Here is a 20,072-nt window from a genome sequence, read left to right as displayed (position 1 = left end):
ATTTTATGAATCAAGGTTTTCTCACATTTCCTCATATTGATCCTGTACTGCTAGAAATTGGTCCAATTTCGATTCGTTGGTATGGATTGATGTACTTACTTGGCTTTGCTTTCGCTATGTGGCTGGCAAATCGTCGCGCAGATAAACCCAATAGTGGTTGGACTCGTGAACAGGTATCCGATTTACTCTTTCTTGGATTTTTAGGTGTTGTCGTCGGTGGTCGTATTGGCTATGTGATCTTCTATCACTTTGATTTGTTCCTTGATAATCCACTTTATCTATTTAAAGTTTGGACGGGCGGTATGTCCTTCCACGGCGGTCTTATCGGGGTTATCTCTGCAATGGGATACTACGCCTATAAAAATAACCGCACCTTCTTTAACGTTGCTGATTTTATCGCGCCACTGATACCGTTTGGTTTAGGTGTTGGTCGTATTGGTAACTTTATGAATGATGAACTTTGGGGAAGAGTGACCGATGTGCCATGGGCAATTATGTTCCCATCGGGTGGTTACTTACCGCGTCATCCTTCTCAGCTTTATGAAGCTTTCCTTGAAGGTATCGTGCTTTTCCTTATTTTGAACTTCTTTATTCGTAAACCAAGACCTGCTGGCGCAGTATCTGGCTTGTTCTTAATGGGCTACGGTTCATTCCGCTTTATCGTGGAATACTTTAGAGAACCTGATTCACAACTGGGTCTATTTGGTGATTGGATCTCCATGGGGCAAATTCTATCAACGCCAATGATTGTGATCGGCGCACTGATGGTCTTGTGGGCATATAAATACAATGCCAAATCTGTTGAAGTGACATCAGAGGGCAAAAAATGAAGCAGTATCTAGATTTATGTCATCGCATTGTAGATGAGGGGCATTGGATAGAGAATGAACGTACTGGTAAGCGCTGCCTGACGGTCATTAACGCGGATCTGACTTACGATGCTTCGAACAATGTTTTTCCTCTGGTTACCACTAGAAAGAGCTTTTGGAAAGCAGCGGTAGCTGAATTACTGGGCTATATTCGCGGTTACGATAACGCAGAGCAATTTCGTCAGCTAGGGACTAAAACTTGGGATGCTAATGCAAATTTAAACGAAGCATGGCTAAACAATAGTTACCGTAAAGGCGAAGATGATATGGGGCGCGTATATGGCGTTCAAGGTCGTCAGTGGGCTAAACCTGATGGTGGACATATCGATCAGCTGCGTAAAATTGTTGATGATTTAACTAATGGCATCGACGATCGCGGAGAAATTCTTAATTTCTTTAACCCTGGCGAGATTCATATGGGTTGCTTGCGTCCATGTATGTACAGTCATCACTTCTCTTTACTGGGCGATACGCTGTATTTAAACAGCACACAGCGCTCTTGTGATGTGCCATTAGGCCTAAACTTCAATATGGTTCAGGTCTATGCATTTTTAGCGATTATGGCTCAAATAACCGGAAAGAAAGCCGGTATGGCTTATCATAAGATTGTGAATGCGCATATTTATGAAGACCAATTAGAATTGATGCGCGATGAGCAATTAAAGCGTGAACCATTGCAAGCGCCAAAATTCATCATTAATCCAAAGATTAAGTCTCTTGAAGATTTAGAAACTTGGGTTACGTTAGATGATTTTTCAGTGGAAGGGTATGAGTCTCACCCTGCAATTCGTTATCCATTCTCGGTATAACGTAATTTTATTCTATTGAATTAAAACATTTATATTTTAAAGGCTAATATTAAATATTAGCCTTTTTTGTACCTGTAACTCAGCGGATAGAGTTTATTGACGATGAAATATGGACGTTTTTCATTTTTAGCTTGTGGGGTATTAGCATTACCCTGTGATGCGTTGGCCAGTTTGATCGACACAGATAAGTACTTATCTAGTATTTATTCAACAGCGCTTGTTTTAACCGACAGTGAACTGATCAGTGTTGGTTTTGGTAATTTTGATCCTAACCAAGTCTTTGGCACGGACAATCCAGACTTTGGCGGTCAAGATGCCATTGATACTCGCCGCAGAATAGCGGTTACTTCGCTTCCTATCTCTTTTCTGTTTTCAAATGAAGACAGTGCTTGGCTGCACAGACTTAAATTGCGCGCTGCTTATATGGAGCTAAAGCGAGATATTAATTACGATGATATCAATACGCCAGATGGTAGTGCATGGGAAAGTGATGAAAATAAAGATCAAGTTTTAACTGGGTATGCCGAGTATTCCCTTGGTTATCAAGTTTCTCAGGGTTGGCAAATCTTTGCCGGCTCAGGCCTTCATCTTATGCACTACAACAATGAGTTTACCGCTAATAGTCCAGCAAAAGAGTACCTAGATAATAGCAATATAGCTTCTGTCATCAATGGTACTTCTAATGTATGGATGGTTGAGCCTCAATTAGACTTTATCTATACCAAAGATAATGGTCCTGGTGAGTTTCAGTTTAAAAGTGAATATCATTATTTTTGGGGACGTAGTTTTGGGGGCAGTATTGACACTGCTAGCGCAACTCCCAGCGGTTGGAGAGTGATGAATGGCTTACAGTATAAGTATCATTTAAGCCCGTGGGGGAAACGAAAACAAGACCTTCTATTTAGAGCGAGACGTATTGATGTAGGTGGTGATCTTAGAGAACCTTTAGATACGACTCATTATGGTGAATATAGTGTTGGCTGGGTGGTGGATACTAGTGATTACTCATCACTCTTTTACAATGTGGGTATAGGGGTCAGTATCAATTACGGTAGTTCATTAAAAGGCGGCGCATTAGTGATTTACTATAATGAATAGTCTTTATGCTTAAACAAAAAAAAACTGCCATTGGCAGTTTTTTTGTTTAGGTATCAGTTATGTGGTCAAGGCAATAATAGTACCTGGCATTACTACGAAGACCGCAATCAGGTATCCCGCGACAACAGCTTTATTCTTAATCGCCATTGTAGAAATCCAGTCTGCGCCTTTTAGTGGTAATTCACGTAAGAATGGAATACCAAAAATAAATGCGGTAGCGGCAATGTTAAACAGTAAATGTACTAAAGCAATCTGTAGAGCAAATATTGCATATTCACCGGATACTGCCGTTGCTGCAAGCAAAGCGGTAATACAAGTACCTATGTTCGCTCCCAGTGTGAATGGGTAGACATCACGAACCTTTAGAACACCAGAACCTACAAGAGGAACCATCAAGCTTGTCGTTGTTGATGAAGACTGAACAAGGACAGTGACAACAGAGCCTGAGAAGATGCCGTGCAGAGGACCACGACCAATGGCATTTTTCAAAATCTCACGAGCTCGGCCTACCATAAGGCTCTTCATCAATTTACCCATGATGGTAATAGAGATGATGATTGTCGCGATACCTAGGATAATCATACTCACACCCGCAACAATCGGACCAAAGGCCGTTAGAGGGTCTTGAATAATGCTTATAAGAGGTTTTGTTAGAGGCTTGATAAAGTTCATGCCACCCATATTAAGGTCACCAGTGCCCATTAACGGAGCAACTAGCCATGCAGAAAGCTTACCAAAGATGCCAAACATCATTTCTAACGGTAGGAAAATAAGTACAGCAAGCAAGTTAAAGAAGTCATGAACGGTTGCACTAGCAAAGGCACGTTTAAATTCTTGCTTACAGCGTAAGTGACCAAGGCTAACTAGAGTATTAGTTACTGTAGTACCTATATTGGCACCCATTACCATAGGAATAGCAATCCCTACTGGCAATCCACCGGCAACAAGACCGACGATAATAGAGGTGACGGTACTAGAAGATTGAATAAGAGCTGTTGCTACAAGGCCTATCATTAAGCCCGCTACTGGATTGGATGCAAAATCAAATAATGTTTTTGCATGTTCGCCAGAGGCCATTTTAAAACCACTGCCCACCATAGACACTGATACTAGAAGTAGATACAGCATGAAAGCCAAGTTAGCCCAACGTAGCCAGCTGGATTTACCCGCTGTCATTGTTGGAACTGAAGATGCTTGGTTGTTCATTTGTTTTCTCCGCGCCCGACATGGGCTTTTATTCAACTGTTTGCGAGTTTAGATAAGTTATATTTCAGTTATATTACAGCCTAGTAAAAAGCACTTTTAAATTCAGGTTTTCACGTAATCGTTTGCTTTATTGTTATTTTGTTTTAAGTTGCTGTTTTATATGTTCTTTATTGGTTTTTAAATATGTAGCTATTCGCATTGTTGCGTAATTTATATCTAAAATCTTGATCTAGTCCAAATTTTAATGTGACAAAAATGTCATCTTACTTTACTGTTGCTTCGGTATTAACGAAGTAAACGCTAAATTACCTTTAAATTAACAAAACGCCGGTCAAGGAAGGAAAATGTCGCATTTAAATTACAATCACCTTTATTATTTTTGGATGGTCTGTAAACAAGGATCCTTAACTAAAGCTGCTGATGCGTTATTTTTGACTCCACAAACCGTGACAGGACAAATAAAAGCATTAGAACAACGTCTTAATGGTAAATTGACTAAGCGCAATGGCAGAAGTATCGAACCCACCGAGCTTGGACAGTTAGTTTTTAAATACGCCGATAGAATGTACGATCTCAGTTATGAGATGCTCGATATCGTCAATTATAGTCAAAGAGCCAATTTGCTGTTTGAAGTAGGGGTTGCTGATGCTTTATCAAAAAGCCTTGTAAGCCAGATCCTTTCGACCACAGTGCCATCAGATGGCAACATTCATCTAAGGTGTTATGAATCAACTCATGAATTGTTGTTGGAGCAATTATCACAGCATAAATTAGACATGATACTGTCGGATTACCCAATAGATTCATCACAAAATGCAGGCTTATACAGTAAAAAGCTAGGTGAGTGCGCCATGAGTTTTTGTTCTGCGACCGATATTGATGAAGAAGTATTTTGGCAAAACCTAGAAAACTATAAGCTATTAATTCCCGGTTCTAGAACTTCAATGGGTAGAAAAATTACCGAGTGGTGTGATAGACAAGGATATCAGCCGACGATTTTAGGGGAGTTTGATGACTTTGCTTTAATGAAAGCATTTGCTGAGGCACATCCTGAGACTGTTTTTGTTGCGCCTACTCGTTACCCTTATAAAGAAGAAAATGATTCGGGTAAATTTAAGCGTATTGCAGAAATTGACGCGTTAAAAGAAGAGTACTATGTGATTTTTGCCGAGAGAATGATTCAGCACCCTGCAGTGAAAAGCGTTTGTGATGCTGATTTTTCTAAGATTTTTCATTAATTTACTCAAGCAAAGCTTTAACTTTGTTGGTCTCAGCGGTAGGCTTGACCTATTCATGAATATAATGATTATTAATACGCTATGAATTTACAAGCAATGGAAAAAAACTCTCCCCAAGCCGTTTTGCTACTGAAAGCAATGGCTAATGAACGACGTCTTTTCATCTTATGTATGTTACATGATCAGGAATTATCGGTCGGCGAGTTATGTCAGGTGTTAGATTTGAGTCAATCGGCTTTGTCACAGCATCTAGCGTGGCTTAGACGTGATGGACTAGTGAAAACACGTAAGGAAGCACAGACAGTGTATTATTCGTTAAGTAGCTTAGAGGTGAAGCGTATGATTCATTTGCTACACGAGATGTATTGTGAGAAGTGAGATATTAGGCTGAGTAAAAGTTAGAAAATAAATTTACTCATACGATAGATACAAAAAAACCGGCGTTAGCCGGTTTTTTACTACCTGAATCGCAGTTCTAATTAAAGAGCTTTGATTGCAGCAGAGAAGCGTGCTTTATGACGTGCAGCTTTATTCTTATGAATAAGGCCTTTACTTGCAGCGCGATCTAGGATCGGTGTAACTGCTACTAGTTCAGCAGTTGCAGCTTCTTTATCACCAGCTTCAATAGCGGCGATAGTTTTTTTCATGTAAGTGCGCATCATAGAACGACGACTAGCATTATGCTGACGACGTTTCTCAGCTTGGATAGCGCGCTTCTTAGCAGATTTACTGTTTGCCAAGGGTCTAACTCCCAAAACTTGTTCGGTACAATATAAGGCCGTGGAGAATGCCTGTATGGTAGCCGAAAGTCAATTGATTTGTGCGAAAACTCATCTAAAACAATGTAATTTTGTTTAGATAGGTGAACGCGGTTAAGATGGCGGGGATTCTAACAGCATTTTGGCACTAGATCTACACTCAACCTAAGTTACTTCGAGTTAAATGACAATATCAATATGTTAGAGTTTCTTTCTGCTAGGCTGTGTGTCTGCTAAGCGCATTCTAAAGAATCGTTGCATTATATTATTAAGGAATAAAAGTGAGTAAAGGCCTTCTCAAGTCAGGTGCCATTGTAAGCGCCATGACTTTAGTCTCTCGTGTATTGGGATTAGTCCGGGACGTAGTTGTTGCCAACCTTATGGGGGCGGGAGCAAGTGCCGATGTATTTTTCTTTGCCAATAAGATCCCTAACTTTTTAAGGAGACTGTTTGCCGAGGGCGCTTTTTCTCAAGCGTTTGTTCCCGTTCTCACAGAATACCACTCCAAAGGTGATATGGATGAAACTAGGCAGTTAATTGCCAAAGTCTCCGGAACATTAGGAGTGATCGTCACCATAGTGACCGTATTAGGGGTGTTAGGTTCTGGCGTAGTGACGGCAATCTTTGGTACTGGTTGGTTTCTTGACTGGTTAAATGGAGGCCCATCGGCTGAGAAGTTTGAGATGGCCAGCTTAATGCTAAAAATCACATTCCCTTATTTGTGGTTTATCACTTTTGTTGCTCTCTCTGGCTCAGTACTGAACACTCTAGGTAAGTTTGCGGTTTCTTCGTTTACTCCTGTCTTTTTGAACGTAATGATCATTTTCTCCGCAATGATGATCTCGCCACGTCTAGAAAACCCTGAAATTGGTTTAGCGATTGGTGTGTTCCTAGGTGGTATGGTTCAGTTTTTCTTCCAAATTCCTTTTTTAATCAAAGAAGGGGTTTTAGTTAAACCTCAGTGGGGTTGGCGAGATCCTGGTGTTGTCAGAATTCGTACGCTAATGATACCGGCTTTATTTGGTGTTTCGGTCAGTCAAATTAACTTATTACTTGATACCTTTATCGCGAGTTTTTTGCAAACAGGCTCAATCAGTTGGTTGTATTATTCAGACCGATTGCTTGAGTTTCCTCTAGGGTTATTTGGTATTGCGATTGCGACCGTGATTTTACCAGCGCTCTCTCGCAAGCATGTTGATTCTCAGAGCCATGCTTTTGCCGCGACAATGGATTGGGGCGTACGTATGGTTGTGTTGCTTGGTTTACCAGCAATGCTAGGCCTGATCGTGTTGGCAAAACCAATGCTAATGGTATTGTTTATGCGTGGTGAATTTGGTATTCATGAGGTACTGCAGTCATCATATTCATTGATTGCTTACGCTTCTGGCCTGCTTAATTTTATGTTAATTAAGGTATTAGCCCCAGGGTACTATTCTCGCCAAGATACAAAAACACCGGTTCGTTATGGCATCATAGCGATGACAACAAATATGGTGTTTAATATTATCTTTGCTTACCACTATGGCTACATTGGTTTAGCGATGGCGACGGCTTTATCAGCATTTGTGAATATGGCTTTGCTCTACAGAGGGCTACATAGAGCGCAGGTGTATCGTTTAACCAAGCACACCGTAAGTTATATCGCACGAGTTGCTATTGCTGGTATAGCGATGGTCTTGGCTATCTTATATTTACTAAAACCATTGGATGCTTGGGTAGAGATGTCTTTAAAGCATCGAGTGATGGAACTTATCACTATGATTGGTGCAGGCGCTTGTGCATATTTAATCGTGGCCTTGTTGCTTGGTATTCGCCTTAAACACTTAAAAGCGAACACTTAATTGATAGCAACATAAATCAGCACTTCGCGTTGCTAGCATCTATTAGAGTTTTTGGTATATAATTCGTCAGTTTAGGGATTTTAGACCCTTGTAGACTAAGAAGGTTAGGTTTTAAACGTTACATGCATCTTATCCGAGGTAGCCATAACATACGCCCTGAGCATCAGGGATGTGTCTTGACCATAGGTAACTTTGATGGTGTCCATCTAGGGCATCAAACGGTCTTGAAGCAGGTAAAACAAAAAGCTGACGCACTTGGTCTTCCCGCTGTGGTGATGACTTTTGAGCCGCAGCCGTTAGAGCTATTCTTGCAAAGCAAGGCGCCAGCTCGACTTACGCGACTGCGCGATAAATACGTGCAATTAAGTAAGTTGAATTTAGAGCGTCTACTTTGTGTGAATTTTAGTAAACGTTTTGCGGAGCTTGCGCCGGAACTGTTTATTAAAGAACTGCTGGTGGATAAATTAGGAGTCAAGTTTCTCGTTGTGGGAGATGACTTCCGATTTGGCAATAAACGCACAGGCAACTTTTCTATGCTAGAAAAAGCAGGAAAAGAGTATGGATTTGAGGTTGTGAGCACGACCAGTTTCTGTCTAAATACAGAAAGAGTCAGCAGCACTGCAATTCGTGAAGCATTAAATTGTGATGAATTAGCACAAGCCAAATCCATGCTAGGACGACATTACAGTATTAGTGGGCGAGTTTCGCATGGCCGAAAACTAGGTAGAACGATTGGTTTTCCAACCGCTAACATCCCATTAAAACGAACTGTGTCACCGGTCTCTGGTGTTTATGTTGTTGAAACCAGTATTGATGGTCAAATAATTGGCGGCGTTGCTAATGTAGGGCAAAGGCCAACAGTGAATGGTGTACGACAACAATTAGAAGTGCACTTTTTTGATTTTTCAAAAGATTTATATGGCAGACAATTAGAAGTCTGTTTATTGCATAAGTTGCGTGAAGAAGTGAAGTTTCCTTCCTTTGATGCACTTAAAACTCAAATAGAATTAGATGCTGAAACAGCTCGGGTGTGGTTGTTGCAGCACAGATGATACGCTACCCAAATGCATGAACCTCAGTTTATGAGGACTCATCGCTGAGTAAGTAGACATTCAGCAAAATGTCTAATTTCACCCAATATTACGGAAATAAGAATCGATGACTGACTATAAAGATACCCTGAACCTCCCAGAAACAGGGTTTCCAATGCGCGGTAATCTGGCTAATCGTGAACCAGAAATGCTTAAGCGTTGGTATAAAGAAGATCTTTACGGTGCTATCCGTGAAGCTAAAAAAGGTAATAAGCCTTTTGTTTTGCATGATGGCCCTCCATACGCAAACGGTGACATCCATATTGGTCACGCGCTAAATAAGATTCTTAAAGACATTATTATTAAATCTAAAACTCTTTCTGGATACGATGCGCCGTATATCCCTGGTTGGGATTGCCATGGTCTTCCTATCGAACTGATGGTTGAGAAGAAGAAAGGTAAGCCGGGTCATAAGATCTCAGCGGCTGAATTCCGTGAAGAGTGCCGCAAGTACGCTGCAGGTCAAGTTGAAGGCCAAAAAGAGAGCTTCAAACGCTTGGGTATCATGGGCGAGTGGGATAAACCTTACCGCACTATGGATTTTGGTACAGAAGCGAACATTATCCGCGCTTTAGGTAAAATCGCCGATAACGGTCACTTACTAAAAGGCTTTAAACCTGTTCATTGGTGTACTGACTGTGGAAGTGCACTGGCGGAAGCAGAAGTTGAATATAAAGATAAAGTGTCACCGTCTATTGATGTGAAATTTAAAGCGGCTGATGAAGCAGCTGTATTAAGCAAATTCACTTTAGCTGATGGTCATGCTGGTGAAGGTGATTTATTTGTTGTTATCTGGACAACAACACCTTGGACACTACCTGCAAACCGTGCGGTATGTGTACGTGATGATCTTGAATATGTGTTAGTTCAGATTGACGGTGAAAACCCTCAACGCTTGATCTTAGCGTCTGATCTTGCAAAAGATGTGATGGATCGTGTTGGCATTGAACATTTCCATAACCTTGGTTTTGCAAAAGGTGCTGATTTAGAGCTTCTTAACTTCCAACATCCATTCTATGACTTCACTGTTCCTGTGGTTCTTGGCGATCACGTTACAACCGATTCAGGTACGGGTATCGTTCATACTGCACCTGGTCACGGTCAAGAAGATTTCGTGGTAGGTAAGCAATACGATCTTGAAGTTGCTAACCCTGTTGGTTCTAACGGTGTGTATCTACCGGATACAGAATTGTTTGCAGGTCAGCACGTATTTAAAGCTAACGATTCTGTTTTAGACGTTCTTAAAGAAAAGGGCGCGCTATTACATCATCACGCTTTTGAACACAGCTACCCACATTGCTGGCGTCATAAAACACCAATTATCTTCCGTGCTACGCCACAATGGTTTATCTCTATGGACCAAGCCGGTCTGCGAGCTAATTCATTAGAAGCAATTAAAGGTGTTCAGTGGATGCCCGAGTGGGGCCAAAGCCGCATTGAAGGTATGGTTGAAGGTCGCCCAGAATGGTGTATCTCTCGTCAACGTACTTGGGGCGTGCCGATCACATTATTTGTCCATAAAGAGACATCTGAGCTTCACCCGAATACTCAAGAACTAATTGAAAAAGTAGCAAAACTGGTTGAGCAAAAAGGCATTCAAGCTTGGTGGGATATCGATACCGCTGAACTTCTTGGCGAAGCAGATGCTGCTAACTACGAGAAAACATTGGATACACTTGATGTATGGTTTGACTCAGGTGTGACTCACTACTCTGTTGTTGATACTCGTGAAGAGTTCCACGGCGCAAGTGCTGACCTTTACTTAGAAGGTTCTGATCAACACCGTGGTTGGTTCCAGTCTTCACTGATTTCATCGGTTGCGATGAAAGGCGAAGCGCCATACAAGCAAGTATTAACTCATGGTTTTGTGGTTGATGGTGACGGACGTAAAATGTCTAAATCAATCGGTAACGTTGTAGCACCGAAAGATGTTACTAACAAGCTTGGTGCTGATATCTTGCGTCTTTGGGTTTCATCAACAGATTACACCGGCGAAGTTGCGGTATCTGATGAGATTCTAAAACGTAGTGCTGATGCGTACCGTCGTATCCGTAACACGGCTCGTTTCTTCTTAGCTAACCTAAGTGGCTTTGATCCTAAGACTGATTTGGTACCAGCAGACGAAATGGTTGCTTTAGACCGTTGGGCTGTAGGTCGCGCTCTAGAAGCACAACAAGATATCGTTCAATCGTACGAAGAATATAACACTCACGCGGTTACTCAGCGTTTGATGCACTTCTGTTCAATTGAAATGGGCTCTTTCTACCTAGACGTAATTAAAGATCGCCAGTACACCGCTAAGAAAGGCAGTCATGCCCAACGTAGTTGTCAGTCGGCGCTTTACTACATCGTTGAAGGTCTAGTTCGTTGGATGGCACCTATCATGTCATTCACAGCAGATGAAATCTGGAACCAAATGCCAGGTGAACGCGATAAATTCGTCTTCACAGGTGAGTGGTACGATGGCTTATTTGGTCTTGCCGAAGGTGAAGAACTGAATAACGAATTCTGGGATGAGATTCAGCAAGTTCGCGCTTCAGTGAACAAACTGCTTGAAGAAGCTCGTAAAGAAAAGCTTATCGGTGGCTCACTACAAGCTGAAGTGACGCTTTATGCTGACGATGCATTGGCTGCAAAACTGAACCTGCTAGGTGATGAACTGCGCTTTGCTCTATTAACTTCACGTGCAGATGTTGCTGCGCTTTCTGATAAGCCAACTACCGCTCAACAAACTGATATTGAAGGTTTGTTTGTGCAACTAGATGCGACTGAGCTTAAGAAGTGTGACCGTTGTTGGCACCACACTGCAGATGTTGGCACTATTGAAGGCCATGAAACAATCTGTGGTCGTTGTGTGTCAAATATTGATGGTGAAGGTGAGGTTCGTAAGTTTGCCTAACATCAACTCGCTAAAACAGAGTGGGGTGCGCTGGTTATGGCTCGCGGCCCTTATCTTTATCGTCGATATCGCGATAAAACTCGTGGTCATGGATAGCATGGGTTACGGTTGGGCTAACCGCATTGAAGTGTTGCCTTTCTTTAATTTACTGTATGTCCATAACTATGGTGCTGCGTTTAGTTTTCTTGGTGATCAAAGCGGTTGGCAACGATGGTTATTTACCGGAATCGCCATTGCAGTTTGTGCCATGTTGACGGTTTGGATGAGTAAACTTCCTAAAGCTGAGAAGTGGAATAACATTGCTTATGCACTGATTATTGGTGGCGCATTAGGTAATGTTTTTGACCGAGTGATTCATGGCTTTGTTGTTGATTATTTAGATTTCTTTGTTGGCACTTATCATTGGCCTGCATTTAATTTAGCTGATAGCACGATATGCATTGGTGCGGTTATGGTTATCCTAGATAGCTTTGTTAACACCAAACGTAACGCGTAAATTTTATACAAATGCAGTATTAGTTAAACCAATGTTCGATAATTGAGCGTTTAGTGGCGGTGGAAGCAATTTTTGCTTGTCACCGCGACAAGGTTTCGCTAGTATTGCGTCCGCCCTATAAAGGGCGCGCTAGCTTTGTTGTAATCATATTTTTCAAGATTATGACGCGCTGGCTCAACAATTTGGAACATAGGTGGAAAGATGTTTGAAACTCTACTTGTGATTTACCTGTTGGCTGCGCTTGGTGTAATTGGCCTGGTTCTGATTCAACAAGGTAAAGGCGCAGATATGGGAGCCTCATTCGGTGCAGGTGCATCAAATACAGTATTTGGTGCTGGCGGCTCTGGTAACTTTTTAACCCGAATGACTGCAGTTTTTGCATTAATTTTTATCGTTGTTTGTTTGTTTCTAGGTAATATGTCTACACATAAAACCGAGTCTCAGTGGATTGACCCAACAGCTGGTCAAACTATTCAAAAAGCAGACGATGTAGTGAAGGAAATTCCAGCCCAAAAGGGTGAAGAAATTCCTGAATAAGTTTAAATACTTATTGCCGAGATGGTGAAATTGGTAGACACGCCAGCATGAGGTGCTGGTGCCTTTGGTGTGAGGGTTCGAGTCCCTCTCTCGGCACCATATATTGTTTGAAAACAATGTATTGAACTTAAGCGTTCAATTATCGGACGCGGGGTGGAGCAGTTTGGTAGCTCGTCGGGCTCATAACCCGAAGGTCGTCGGTTCAAATCCGGCCCCCGCAACCAATTCATTTTGGTCTGAGTTTTCAAACATCATAACTGAAATTTTTCGGTTATGAGCTAAGCTTTTAGAAGCTTAGTGATATCAGGGTCCAGCAGCATAAAACCCCGACATTATCGGGGTTTTTTGTTATCTGCGGTTTATCACTGCGGGTGTGTGCTTGGTAAATGAAATGGGCTTTATGCCCTTTTTTTGTTTCTGGAGTGGTTGAATAATGACTGGTTTAGAGAGACAACTAACGGAAATGCTTGAAGCGCCAGTAGAGGCGTTGGGTTACGAATTAGTTGGACTTGAGTTTATTCGCGCAGGCGAATATTCGACATTACGCATTTATATCGATACTGAAAACGGTATTAATGTTGACGATTGTGCTGAAGTAAGCCATCAGGTGAGCGCAGTAATGGATGTAGAAGATCCAATCTCTGTTGCTTATAGCCTAGAAGTGTCTTCACCAGGACTTGAGCGACCGCTTTTCAAAGCTGCACATTATGAGCAATTTGTGGGCCATGAGGTCAACATAGTGTTGAAGATGGGTGTTGGTAATCGCCGTAAGTGGAAAGGCATTATTAAAGGTCTGGATGGTGAGTTAGTTACTATCGAGACTGACAACGAAGAGAATGAGTTTGCTTTAAGCAACATCTCTAAAGCTAATCTGATCCCTAAGTTTTAAGTCTATTTTAAGAGGCTATTAGAATGAATAAAGAAATCTTAGCTGTAGTTGAAGCAGTTTCAAATGAAAAAGGCGTTCCTCGCGAGCGTATATTTGAAGCACTTGAAATTGCACTAGCTACTGCGACTAAAAAGAAGTACGAGATCGAGATCGAAGTACGTGTTGAAATTGACCGTAAAAGCGGTAACTTTGAAACACTCCGTCGTTGGGAAGTGGTTGAAGAAGTTGAAAATCCAACTCTTGAAATCTCTTTTGAAGCTGCAAAATACGATGATGAGACTATCGAGCTTGGTGGTTACATCGAAGATGATATCGAATCTGTAAAATTTGACCGAATCACTACGCAAACAGCAAAACAAGTTATCGTACAAAAAGTACGTGAAGCTGAGCGTGAGCAAATCGTTGAACAATTTATTGATAACGAAGGTGAGCTAATCACTGGTGTTGTCAAGAAAGTAAATCGTGAAACAGTGGTTTTGGATCTTGGTAATAATGCAGAAGCTGTTATCCTTCGTGATGACCAACTTCCTCGTGAGAACTTCCGTCCGGGTGACCGTGTACGTGGTCTTCTTTATTCTGTTCGCCCTGAAGCGCGTGGCTTCCAGCTATTCATTACTCGCTCTAAGCCTGAAATGCTAACTGAATTATTCCGCATCGAAGTGCCAGAAATTGCAGAAGATATCATTGAGCTTAAAGCAGCAGCTCGTGATCCTGGTTCTCGTGCGAAAATTGCCGTTAAAACAAATGACCGTCGTATTGACCCAGTGGGTGCATGTGTTGGTATGCGTGGTGCACGCGTACAAGCTGTATCTGGTGAGTTGGGCAACGAGCGTATCGATATCATTCTTTGGGATGATAACCCGGCGCAGTTTGTTATCAACGCAATGGCTCCTGCTGATGTAGCTTCTATCATCGTTGATGAAGATACTCACTCTATGGATATCGCTGTAGAAGCTGATAACCTAGCACAAGCTATTGGTCGTAGTGGCCAAAACGTACGTTTAGCTTCACAACTGACTGGTTGGGAACTGAACGTAATGACTGTAGAAGATCTACAGAAGAAACACGAAGCAGAATCAACTGAAGCCATTGAAGGCTTCATGAAGCATCTAGACCTTGAACAAGATTTCGCAGAAATGTTGGTAGAAGAAGGTTTCTCAACACTAGAAGAAGTGGCATACGTGCCAATGAATGAGTTGTTGGAAATTAATGGTCTAGATGAAGACTTAGTCGAAGAACTACGTGGTCGAGCTAAAAATGCACTAACTACCCTTGCTCTAGCGCAAGAAGAGTCGTTTGAAGGATTACAACCTGCTGATGACCTATTAGCTCTAGAAGGTTTAGAACGCGAAATGGCGTTCAAACTGGCAGCTAAAGGTATAGTGACCCTAGAAGATCTTGCTGACCAAGGCATTGATGATCTTGAAGGTATCGACGACTTAACAGAAGAGCGTGCGGGTGAGCTGATTATGGCTGCGCGTAACATCTGTTGGTTTGGTGACGAAGAATAATCCGCACGGAGGTAGTTGCATGACAAAACTTACAGTTAAAGCACTAAGTGAAGAAATTGGTACGCCGGTTGAGCGCTTAATCGAACAATTAGCGGATGCAGGTCTTAAAAAGAACTCTAGCGATAATGTGACTGATGAAGAAAAACAGTCACTGTTGACGCACCTAAAGAAAGAACATGGTGATACGTCTGGCGAGTCTGAACCAACCCGTCTAACTTTACAACGTAAGAAACGTAGCACATTGAGTGTTGCAGCTGGCGGCGGCAAGAGCAAGGATGTAACCGTAGAAGTACGTAAAAAACGTACCTACGTGAAGCGTAGCTCTGTAGATGAGCAAGCTCGTCAAGAAGCTGAGGATAAAGCACGCCTAGAAGCAGAAGCTGCAGCAAAACAGGAAGCTGAAGATAAAGCAAAACGCGAAGCTGAAGAAAAAGCACAGCGTGAAGCAGAAGCAAAAGTAAAACGTGAAGCTGAAGAAGCTGCAAAACGTCAAGCTGCTGCCAAAGCAAAAGCTGAATCAAAAGAAGCTCCACAAATTGACTCAGAAGAGCGTAAAGTGAAAGATCAAGCAGCAAAAGATGCGGCTGACTTAAAACGTCGCCAAGAAGAAGAAGCTAAACGTAAAGTAGAACAAGAAGCAGAAAAACTTCTTGAAGATGCGCGTAAACTTGCAGAAGAAAACGCAGAACGTTGGGCTAAAGAAGAACAAACTAAGAAGACTGAGACCACTGATTATCACGTCACAACTTCTACTTACGCTCGTGAAGCAGAAGATGCTGCTGACCGTCGTGCCGATGGTGGCGCTCGTAAGAAGAAGAAGAAAAAGCCAGCTGATGCAAATGCTAACGCAAATGCTCGTGGCGGTCGCAACCAACGTGGTCGTGGTCGTAAAGGCAAGCTAGCTAAACCAACTTCTATGCAGCAAGGTTTTGATAAAACTGCAACTGTAGCAAAAGCTGACGTTGTAATTGGCGAGACTGTTGTTGTATCTGAACTGGCAAACAAAATGTCAGTGAAAGCAACTGAAGTGATTAAGGTAATGATGAAGATGGGCGCTATGGCGACTATCAACCAAGTTATCGACCAAGAAACTGCAGCTCTAGTCGCTGAAGAAATGGGTCACAAAGTTGTTCTTCGTAAAGAGAATGAACTGGAAGAAGCAGTACTTTCTGATCGTGATAGCTCTCAAGAATCACTACCGCGTGCTCCAGTTGTTACTATCATGGGTCACGTTGACCATGGTAAAACATCGACTCTTGATTACATTCGTAAAGCGCACGTTGCTGACGCTGAAGCGGGTGGTATTACACAGCATATCGGTGCTTACCATGTTGAAACTGACAATGGCATGATCACCTTCCTTGATACTCCTGGACACGCCGCGTTTACCGCAATGCGTGCTCGTGGTGCTCAAGCGACAGATATCGTTGTACTTGTTGTTGCAGCAGATGATGGCGTAATGCCACAAACAGTTGAGGCAATCCAGCATGCGAAAGCGGCAGGTGTACCTCTAATTATTGCTGTAAACAAAATTGATAAAGAGGGTGCAAACCCTGACAACGTGAAGAATGAGCTTGCTCAGTACGATGTTATCCCTGAAGAGTGGGGCGGTGAGAACATGTTTGTTCACATCTCTGCGAAACAAGGTACTAACATTGAAGGTTTGCTAGAAACTATTCTTCTTCAATCTGAAATTCTTGAACTTACTGCGGTAAGTGAAGGTATGGCTTCAGGTGTTGTTGTTGAATCTCGCCTAGATAAAGGTCGTGGTCCAGTTGCTACTGTACTTGTTCAGTCAGGTACTCTTCACAAAGGTGATATCCTTCTTTGTGGTCAAGAATACGGCCGTGTTCGTGCAATGCGCGATGAAAACGGTAACGAGATTGTTGAAGCTGGTCCTTCTATCCCTGTGGAAATCATCGGTCTTTCTGGTGTTCCAGCGTCAGGTGATGAAGCTACTGTTGTTCGTGATGAGCGTAAAGCTCGTGAAGTTGCGAACTACCGTCAAGGTAAATTCCGTGATGTGAAACTTGCTCGTCAACAGAAATCTAAACTTGAGAACATGTTCTCAAACATGACTGCTGGTGAAGTTGCAGAACTGAACGTTGTTCTTAAAGCTGACGTACAGGGTTCTGTAGAAGCGATTGCTGATTCACTACGTAAACTTTCTACTGATGAAGTTAAAGTTAACATCGTAGGTTCTGGTGTTGGTGGTATTACTGAAACTGATGCGGTTCTAGCAGCAGCTTCTAACGCTATCATTCTTGGCTTTAACGTTCGTGCTGATGCATCGGCACGTCGTACTGTTGAAAATGAAAACCTAGACCTTCGTTACTACTCAATCATTTACCAATTGATTGACGAAGTTAAACTTGCGATGGGCGGTATGCTTGCTCCTGAATTCAGACAAGAGATTATTGGTCTTGCTGAAGTTCGTGACGTATTTAAGTCACCAAAACTTGGCGCTATCGCTGGTTGTATGGTAACTGAAGGTCTGATTAAGCGTAGCAACCCAATCCGTGTTCTTCGTGAAAACGTTGTAATCTATGAAGGTGAGCTAGAATCTCTACGCCGCTTTAAAGATGACGTACAAGAAGTTAAGAATGGCTACGAATGTGGTATCGGCGTTAAGAACTACAATGATGTTCGCGCTGGTGACCAAATCGAAGTATTCGAAATTGTTGAAGTTAAGCGTACTCTTGACTAATCAACACATTGACAAAAATTATCTGAATTCTAATGTTAGATAATTGGTTGTTGAATACACCATGAGGGGCTTATGCCCCTCATTATTTTTTCTAAAGTGAGAAAAGAAATGTCAAAAGAATTTAGTCGCACACAACGTGTGTCGCAACAACTACAAAAAGAACTAGCTGTTATTTTACAACGCGAAGTTCGTGATTCTCGTATCGGAATGGTGACCATTTCTGATGTTGAAGTATCTCGTGATCTTGCGGTTGCTAAAGTATTTGTTACCTTCTTCTGTGTCGGTGACCAAACTCCAGAGTCTAGCCTTGAAGCTCTTAAAGAGCATGAAGTTGAAGTCCGTATGACGCTAGGTAAGCGTATTCGTCTTCGTCTAACGCCAGAAGTTCGCTTTGTGTATGACAACACATTGGTTGAAGGTATGCGTATGTCTAACCTAGTCAGTGAAGTTGTTTCAAATGACGAACAGAAAAAAGCAGAGTCGGGTCGCGAGGACGAAGAGTAATGGCAAGACGTCGTAAAGGACGTCCAGTCAATGGCATCATCTTGCTAGATAAGCCAACTGGAATCTCCTCAAATAGTGCACTGCAAAGAGTTAAGCGCATCTATTTTGCTGAAAAAGCAGGTCATACTGGCGCGCTAGATCCTCTGGCAACGGGAATGCTTCCTGTCTGTTTAGGTGAAGCAACCAAGTTTTCTCAATTCCTATTGGATTCAGATAAACGTTACCGTACCATTGCAAAGCTTGGTGAGCGTACCAATACTTCTGATTCAGATGGTGAAGTTGTACAAACTCGCCCAGTATCGGTGACTAAAGAACAAGTGCTAGAAGCGATTGCTTCTTTTCGTGGTACGACCGATCAAGTCCCTTCAATGTTTTCTGCTTTGAAATATCAAGGCAAGCCTTTATATGAATATGCCCGTGAAGGTATTGAAGTTCCTCGTGAATCGCGCAAAATCACAGTTTATGAGATTGAGCTTATTCGCTTTGAAGGTGATGAGGTTGAGCTAGAAGTTCATTGCTCTAAAGGCACGTACATTCGTACTATTGTTGACGATCTTGGCGAAATGCTAGGTTGTGGTGCTCATGTTAGCTATCTTCGTCGTACTGGTGTTGCTAAATACCCGTATGAAAAAATGGTGACGTTAGAGCAGCTTCAAGAATTACTTGATAAAGCCACCGAGCAAGAGATCCCGCCAAAAGAGTTGTTAGATGAACTGTTGTTGCCTATGGATACAGCCGTAGAAGACTTACCTGAAGTGAACCTTATCCCTGAATTAACGGATATGGTGCAACATGGTCAGCCAGTACAAGTATTGGGTGCACCAAAGGAAGGTATTGTTCGTATGACCTCTGGCGAAGAGAAGACCTTTATTGGCGTTGCTGAAATTGATGACGATGGACGCATTGCACCGAAGCGCTTAGTCGTATTTAGAGAAGAAGCTGACAGTTAACTGTTATTATCTGTCATTATACCGCTTGCTTTAGCTAAATCTTATCCGTATAATTCGCGCTTCGCGTAGCGGCTGAATCAGAGATTGGCGCTACAATTTTTAAACTTACTCTTATCAGGAGAGATACATGTCTCTGAATGCAGAAACTAAAGCAGCAATCGTTGCAGAATACGCACAAAGTGAAGGCGATACAGGTTCACCAGAAGTTCAAGTAGCACTACTTACTGCTTCTATCAACCACCTTCAAGGTCACTTTGCTAACCACAAGCACGATCACCACAGCCGTCGTGGTCTGCTACGTATGGTTTCAAGCCGTCGTAAGCTTCTAGATTACCTTAAAGGTAAAAATCTAGCTCGCTACCAAGACCTAATCAAACGTCTAGGCCTACGTCGCTAATTAAGCGACTGCGCTAAGCAGTTTGAATAAAAAGGAGCCTATGGCTCCTTTTTTTGTTTTTAAAGAAGCTGATCTAATGCGAATTCAAGAGTTTTAGCGCATTGCTCGGCTTTTTTCTCACTAGATTACAAAATCGAATCTAAGTAGTTTATACTACGCCTCGTTATTTGTATTTTTTGCAGATGACTATCGACTCAATAACATTACAGTCACAGATGTCGGCCACTAGGTCGCGACTATTACAAATAGACTTAGACAGCCCCAGTCTATTT

Annotated in this window: 18 protein-coding genes and 2 tRNA genes; 18 read left to right on the top strand and 2 right to left on the bottom strand. The window is 42.2% G+C overall.

Features of this window, described 5'->3' with window-relative positions; translation table 11 throughout:
* The first annotated feature begins 5 nt into the window (after positions 1–5).
* The 3 genes from lgt (at position 6) to A9260_RS16385 (ending at position 2,776) form a co-directional block, all read left to right on the top strand.
* A complete protein-coding gene (lgt, locus tag A9260_RS16395) occupies positions 6–830 on the top strand; it encodes a prolipoprotein diacylglyceryl transferase (protein ID WP_068700918.1) in 825 nt (274 codons plus the stop codon).
* Positions 827–1,678 (top strand): thymidylate synthase, encoded by an 852-nt coding sequence (locus A9260_RS16390; protein ID WP_068700916.1) that lies wholly within the window; start codon positions 827–829, stop codon positions 1,676–1,678. The genes lgt and A9260_RS16390 overlap by 4 nt, the downstream gene beginning before the upstream one ends.
* A 102-nt stretch (positions 1,679–1,780) precedes the next feature.
* Positions 1,781–2,776, top strand: a complete 996-nt coding sequence (locus tag A9260_RS16385; protein ID WP_068700914.1) for a Solitary outer membrane autotransporter beta-barrel domain — start codon at positions 1,781–1,783, stop codon at positions 2,774–2,776.
* 57 nt (positions 2,777–2,833) lie between these two features.
* On the opposite strand, the gene A9260_RS16380 is transcribed toward A9260_RS16385, so the two are convergent.
* Positions 2,834–3,952, bottom strand: a complete 1,119-nt coding sequence (locus A9260_RS16380; protein WP_306763863.1) for a Na/Pi symporter — start codon at positions 3,950–3,952, stop codon at positions 2,834–2,836.
* A 374-nt stretch (positions 3,953–4,326) separates the two neighbouring features.
* Between A9260_RS16380 and nhaR the strand changes: the two genes are divergently transcribed.
* Together nhaR and A9260_RS16370 are read left to right on the top strand one after the other, a co-directional pair.
* Complete coding sequence (nhaR, locus tag A9260_RS16375) at positions 4,327–5,220, top strand: transcriptional activator NhaR (RefSeq protein WP_068700910.1); 894 nt, start codon at positions 4,327–4,329, stop codon at positions 5,218–5,220.
* 81 nt (positions 5,221–5,301) lie between these two features.
* The gene (locus A9260_RS16370; RefSeq protein ID WP_068700908.1) at positions 5,302–5,598 is read left to right on the top strand and encodes an ArsR/SmtB family transcription factor; all 297 of its coding nucleotides are present in this window, start codon (positions 5,302–5,304) and stop codon (positions 5,596–5,598) included.
* A gap of 101 nt (positions 5,599–5,699) precedes the next feature.
* Here A9260_RS16370 and rpsT read toward each other — a convergent pair whose 3' ends face one another.
* The gene (gene rpsT, locus A9260_RS16365) at positions 5,700–5,960 is read right to left on the bottom strand and encodes a 30S ribosomal protein S20 (protein WP_068700906.1); all 261 of its coding nucleotides are present in this window, start codon (positions 5,958–5,960) and stop codon (positions 5,700–5,702) included.
* 299 nt (positions 5,961–6,259) lie between these two features.
* Here rpsT and murJ point away from each other — a divergent pair, with 299 nt between their 5' ends.
* From murJ to rpsO, 13 genes are all read left to right on the top strand, one after another.
* Entirely contained in the window at positions 6,260–7,819 is a 1,560-nt protein-coding gene (murJ, locus tag A9260_RS16360) for a murein biosynthesis integral membrane protein MurJ (protein WP_068700904.1), read from the top strand.
* Between the two features lie 122 nt (positions 7,820–7,941).
* Positions 7,942–8,871 (top strand): bifunctional riboflavin kinase/FAD synthetase, encoded by a 930-nt coding sequence (ribF, locus tag A9260_RS16355; protein ID WP_068700902.1) that lies wholly within the window; start codon positions 7,942–7,944, stop codon positions 8,869–8,871.
* A gap of 106 nt (positions 8,872–8,977) precedes the next feature.
* Positions 8,978–11,809: an isoleucine--tRNA ligase gene (gene ileS, locus A9260_RS16350; protein ID WP_068700900.1), complete on the top strand. Its 2,832-nt coding sequence runs from the start codon at positions 8,978–8,980 to the stop codon at positions 11,807–11,809.
* Positions 11,802–12,305: a signal peptidase II gene (gene lspA, locus A9260_RS16345; protein WP_231892629.1), complete on the top strand. Its 504-nt coding sequence runs from the start codon at positions 11,802–11,804 to the stop codon at positions 12,303–12,305. Before ileS ends, lspA begins: the two co-directional genes overlap by 8 nt.
* Before the next feature lie 201 nt (positions 12,306–12,506).
* Entirely contained in the window at positions 12,507–12,842 is a 336-nt protein-coding gene (gene secG, locus A9260_RS16340) for a preprotein translocase subunit SecG (protein WP_068700896.1), read from the top strand.
* Between the two features lie 15 nt (positions 12,843–12,857).
* A tRNA-Leu gene (locus A9260_RS16335) sits at positions 12,858–12,941 on the top strand.
* A 48-nt stretch (positions 12,942–12,989) separates the two neighbouring features.
* Positions 12,990–13,066, top strand: a tRNA-Met gene (locus A9260_RS16330).
* 209 nt (positions 13,067–13,275) lie between these two features.
* Positions 13,276–13,731, top strand: coding sequence for a ribosome maturation factor RimP (gene rimP / locus A9260_RS16325; protein WP_068700894.1), 456 nt, complete (start codon positions 13,276–13,278; stop codon positions 13,729–13,731).
* A 23-nt stretch (positions 13,732–13,754) separates the two neighbouring features.
* Entirely contained in the window at positions 13,755–15,242 is a 1,488-nt protein-coding gene (gene nusA, locus A9260_RS16320) for a transcription termination factor NusA (RefSeq protein WP_068700891.1), read from the top strand.
* A 19-nt stretch (positions 15,243–15,261) separates the two neighbouring features.
* Entirely contained in the window at positions 15,262–17,949 is a 2,688-nt protein-coding gene (gene infB / locus A9260_RS16315) for a translation initiation factor IF-2 (protein ID WP_068700889.1), read from the top strand.
* Positions 17,950–18,057: 108 nt separating this feature from the next.
* Entirely contained in the window at positions 18,058–18,453 is a 396-nt protein-coding gene (gene rbfA / locus A9260_RS16310; protein WP_068700887.1) for a 30S ribosome-binding factor RbfA, read from the top strand.
* The gene (gene truB, locus A9260_RS16305) at positions 18,453–19,403 is read left to right on the top strand and encodes a tRNA pseudouridine(55) synthase TruB (protein ID WP_068700885.1); all 951 of its coding nucleotides are present in this window, start codon (positions 18,453–18,455) and stop codon (positions 19,401–19,403) included. Before rbfA ends, truB begins: the two co-directional genes overlap by 1 nt.
* A gap of 127 nt (positions 19,404–19,530) precedes the next feature.
* A complete protein-coding gene (gene rpsO, locus A9260_RS16300; protein WP_005417682.1) occupies positions 19,531–19,800 on the top strand; it encodes a 30S ribosomal protein S15 in 270 nt (89 codons plus the stop codon).
* Positions 19,801–20,072 lie beyond the last annotated feature (272 nt).

Source organism: Vibrio sp. UCD-FRSSP16_30 (assembly GCF_001676025.1).
Taxonomy (GTDB): Bacteria; Pseudomonadota; Gammaproteobacteria; order Enterobacterales; family Vibrionaceae; genus Vibrio.
The sequence above is the reverse complement of the archived record's forward strand: the minus strand, read 5'-3'. Positions and strand labels throughout refer to the sequence as shown.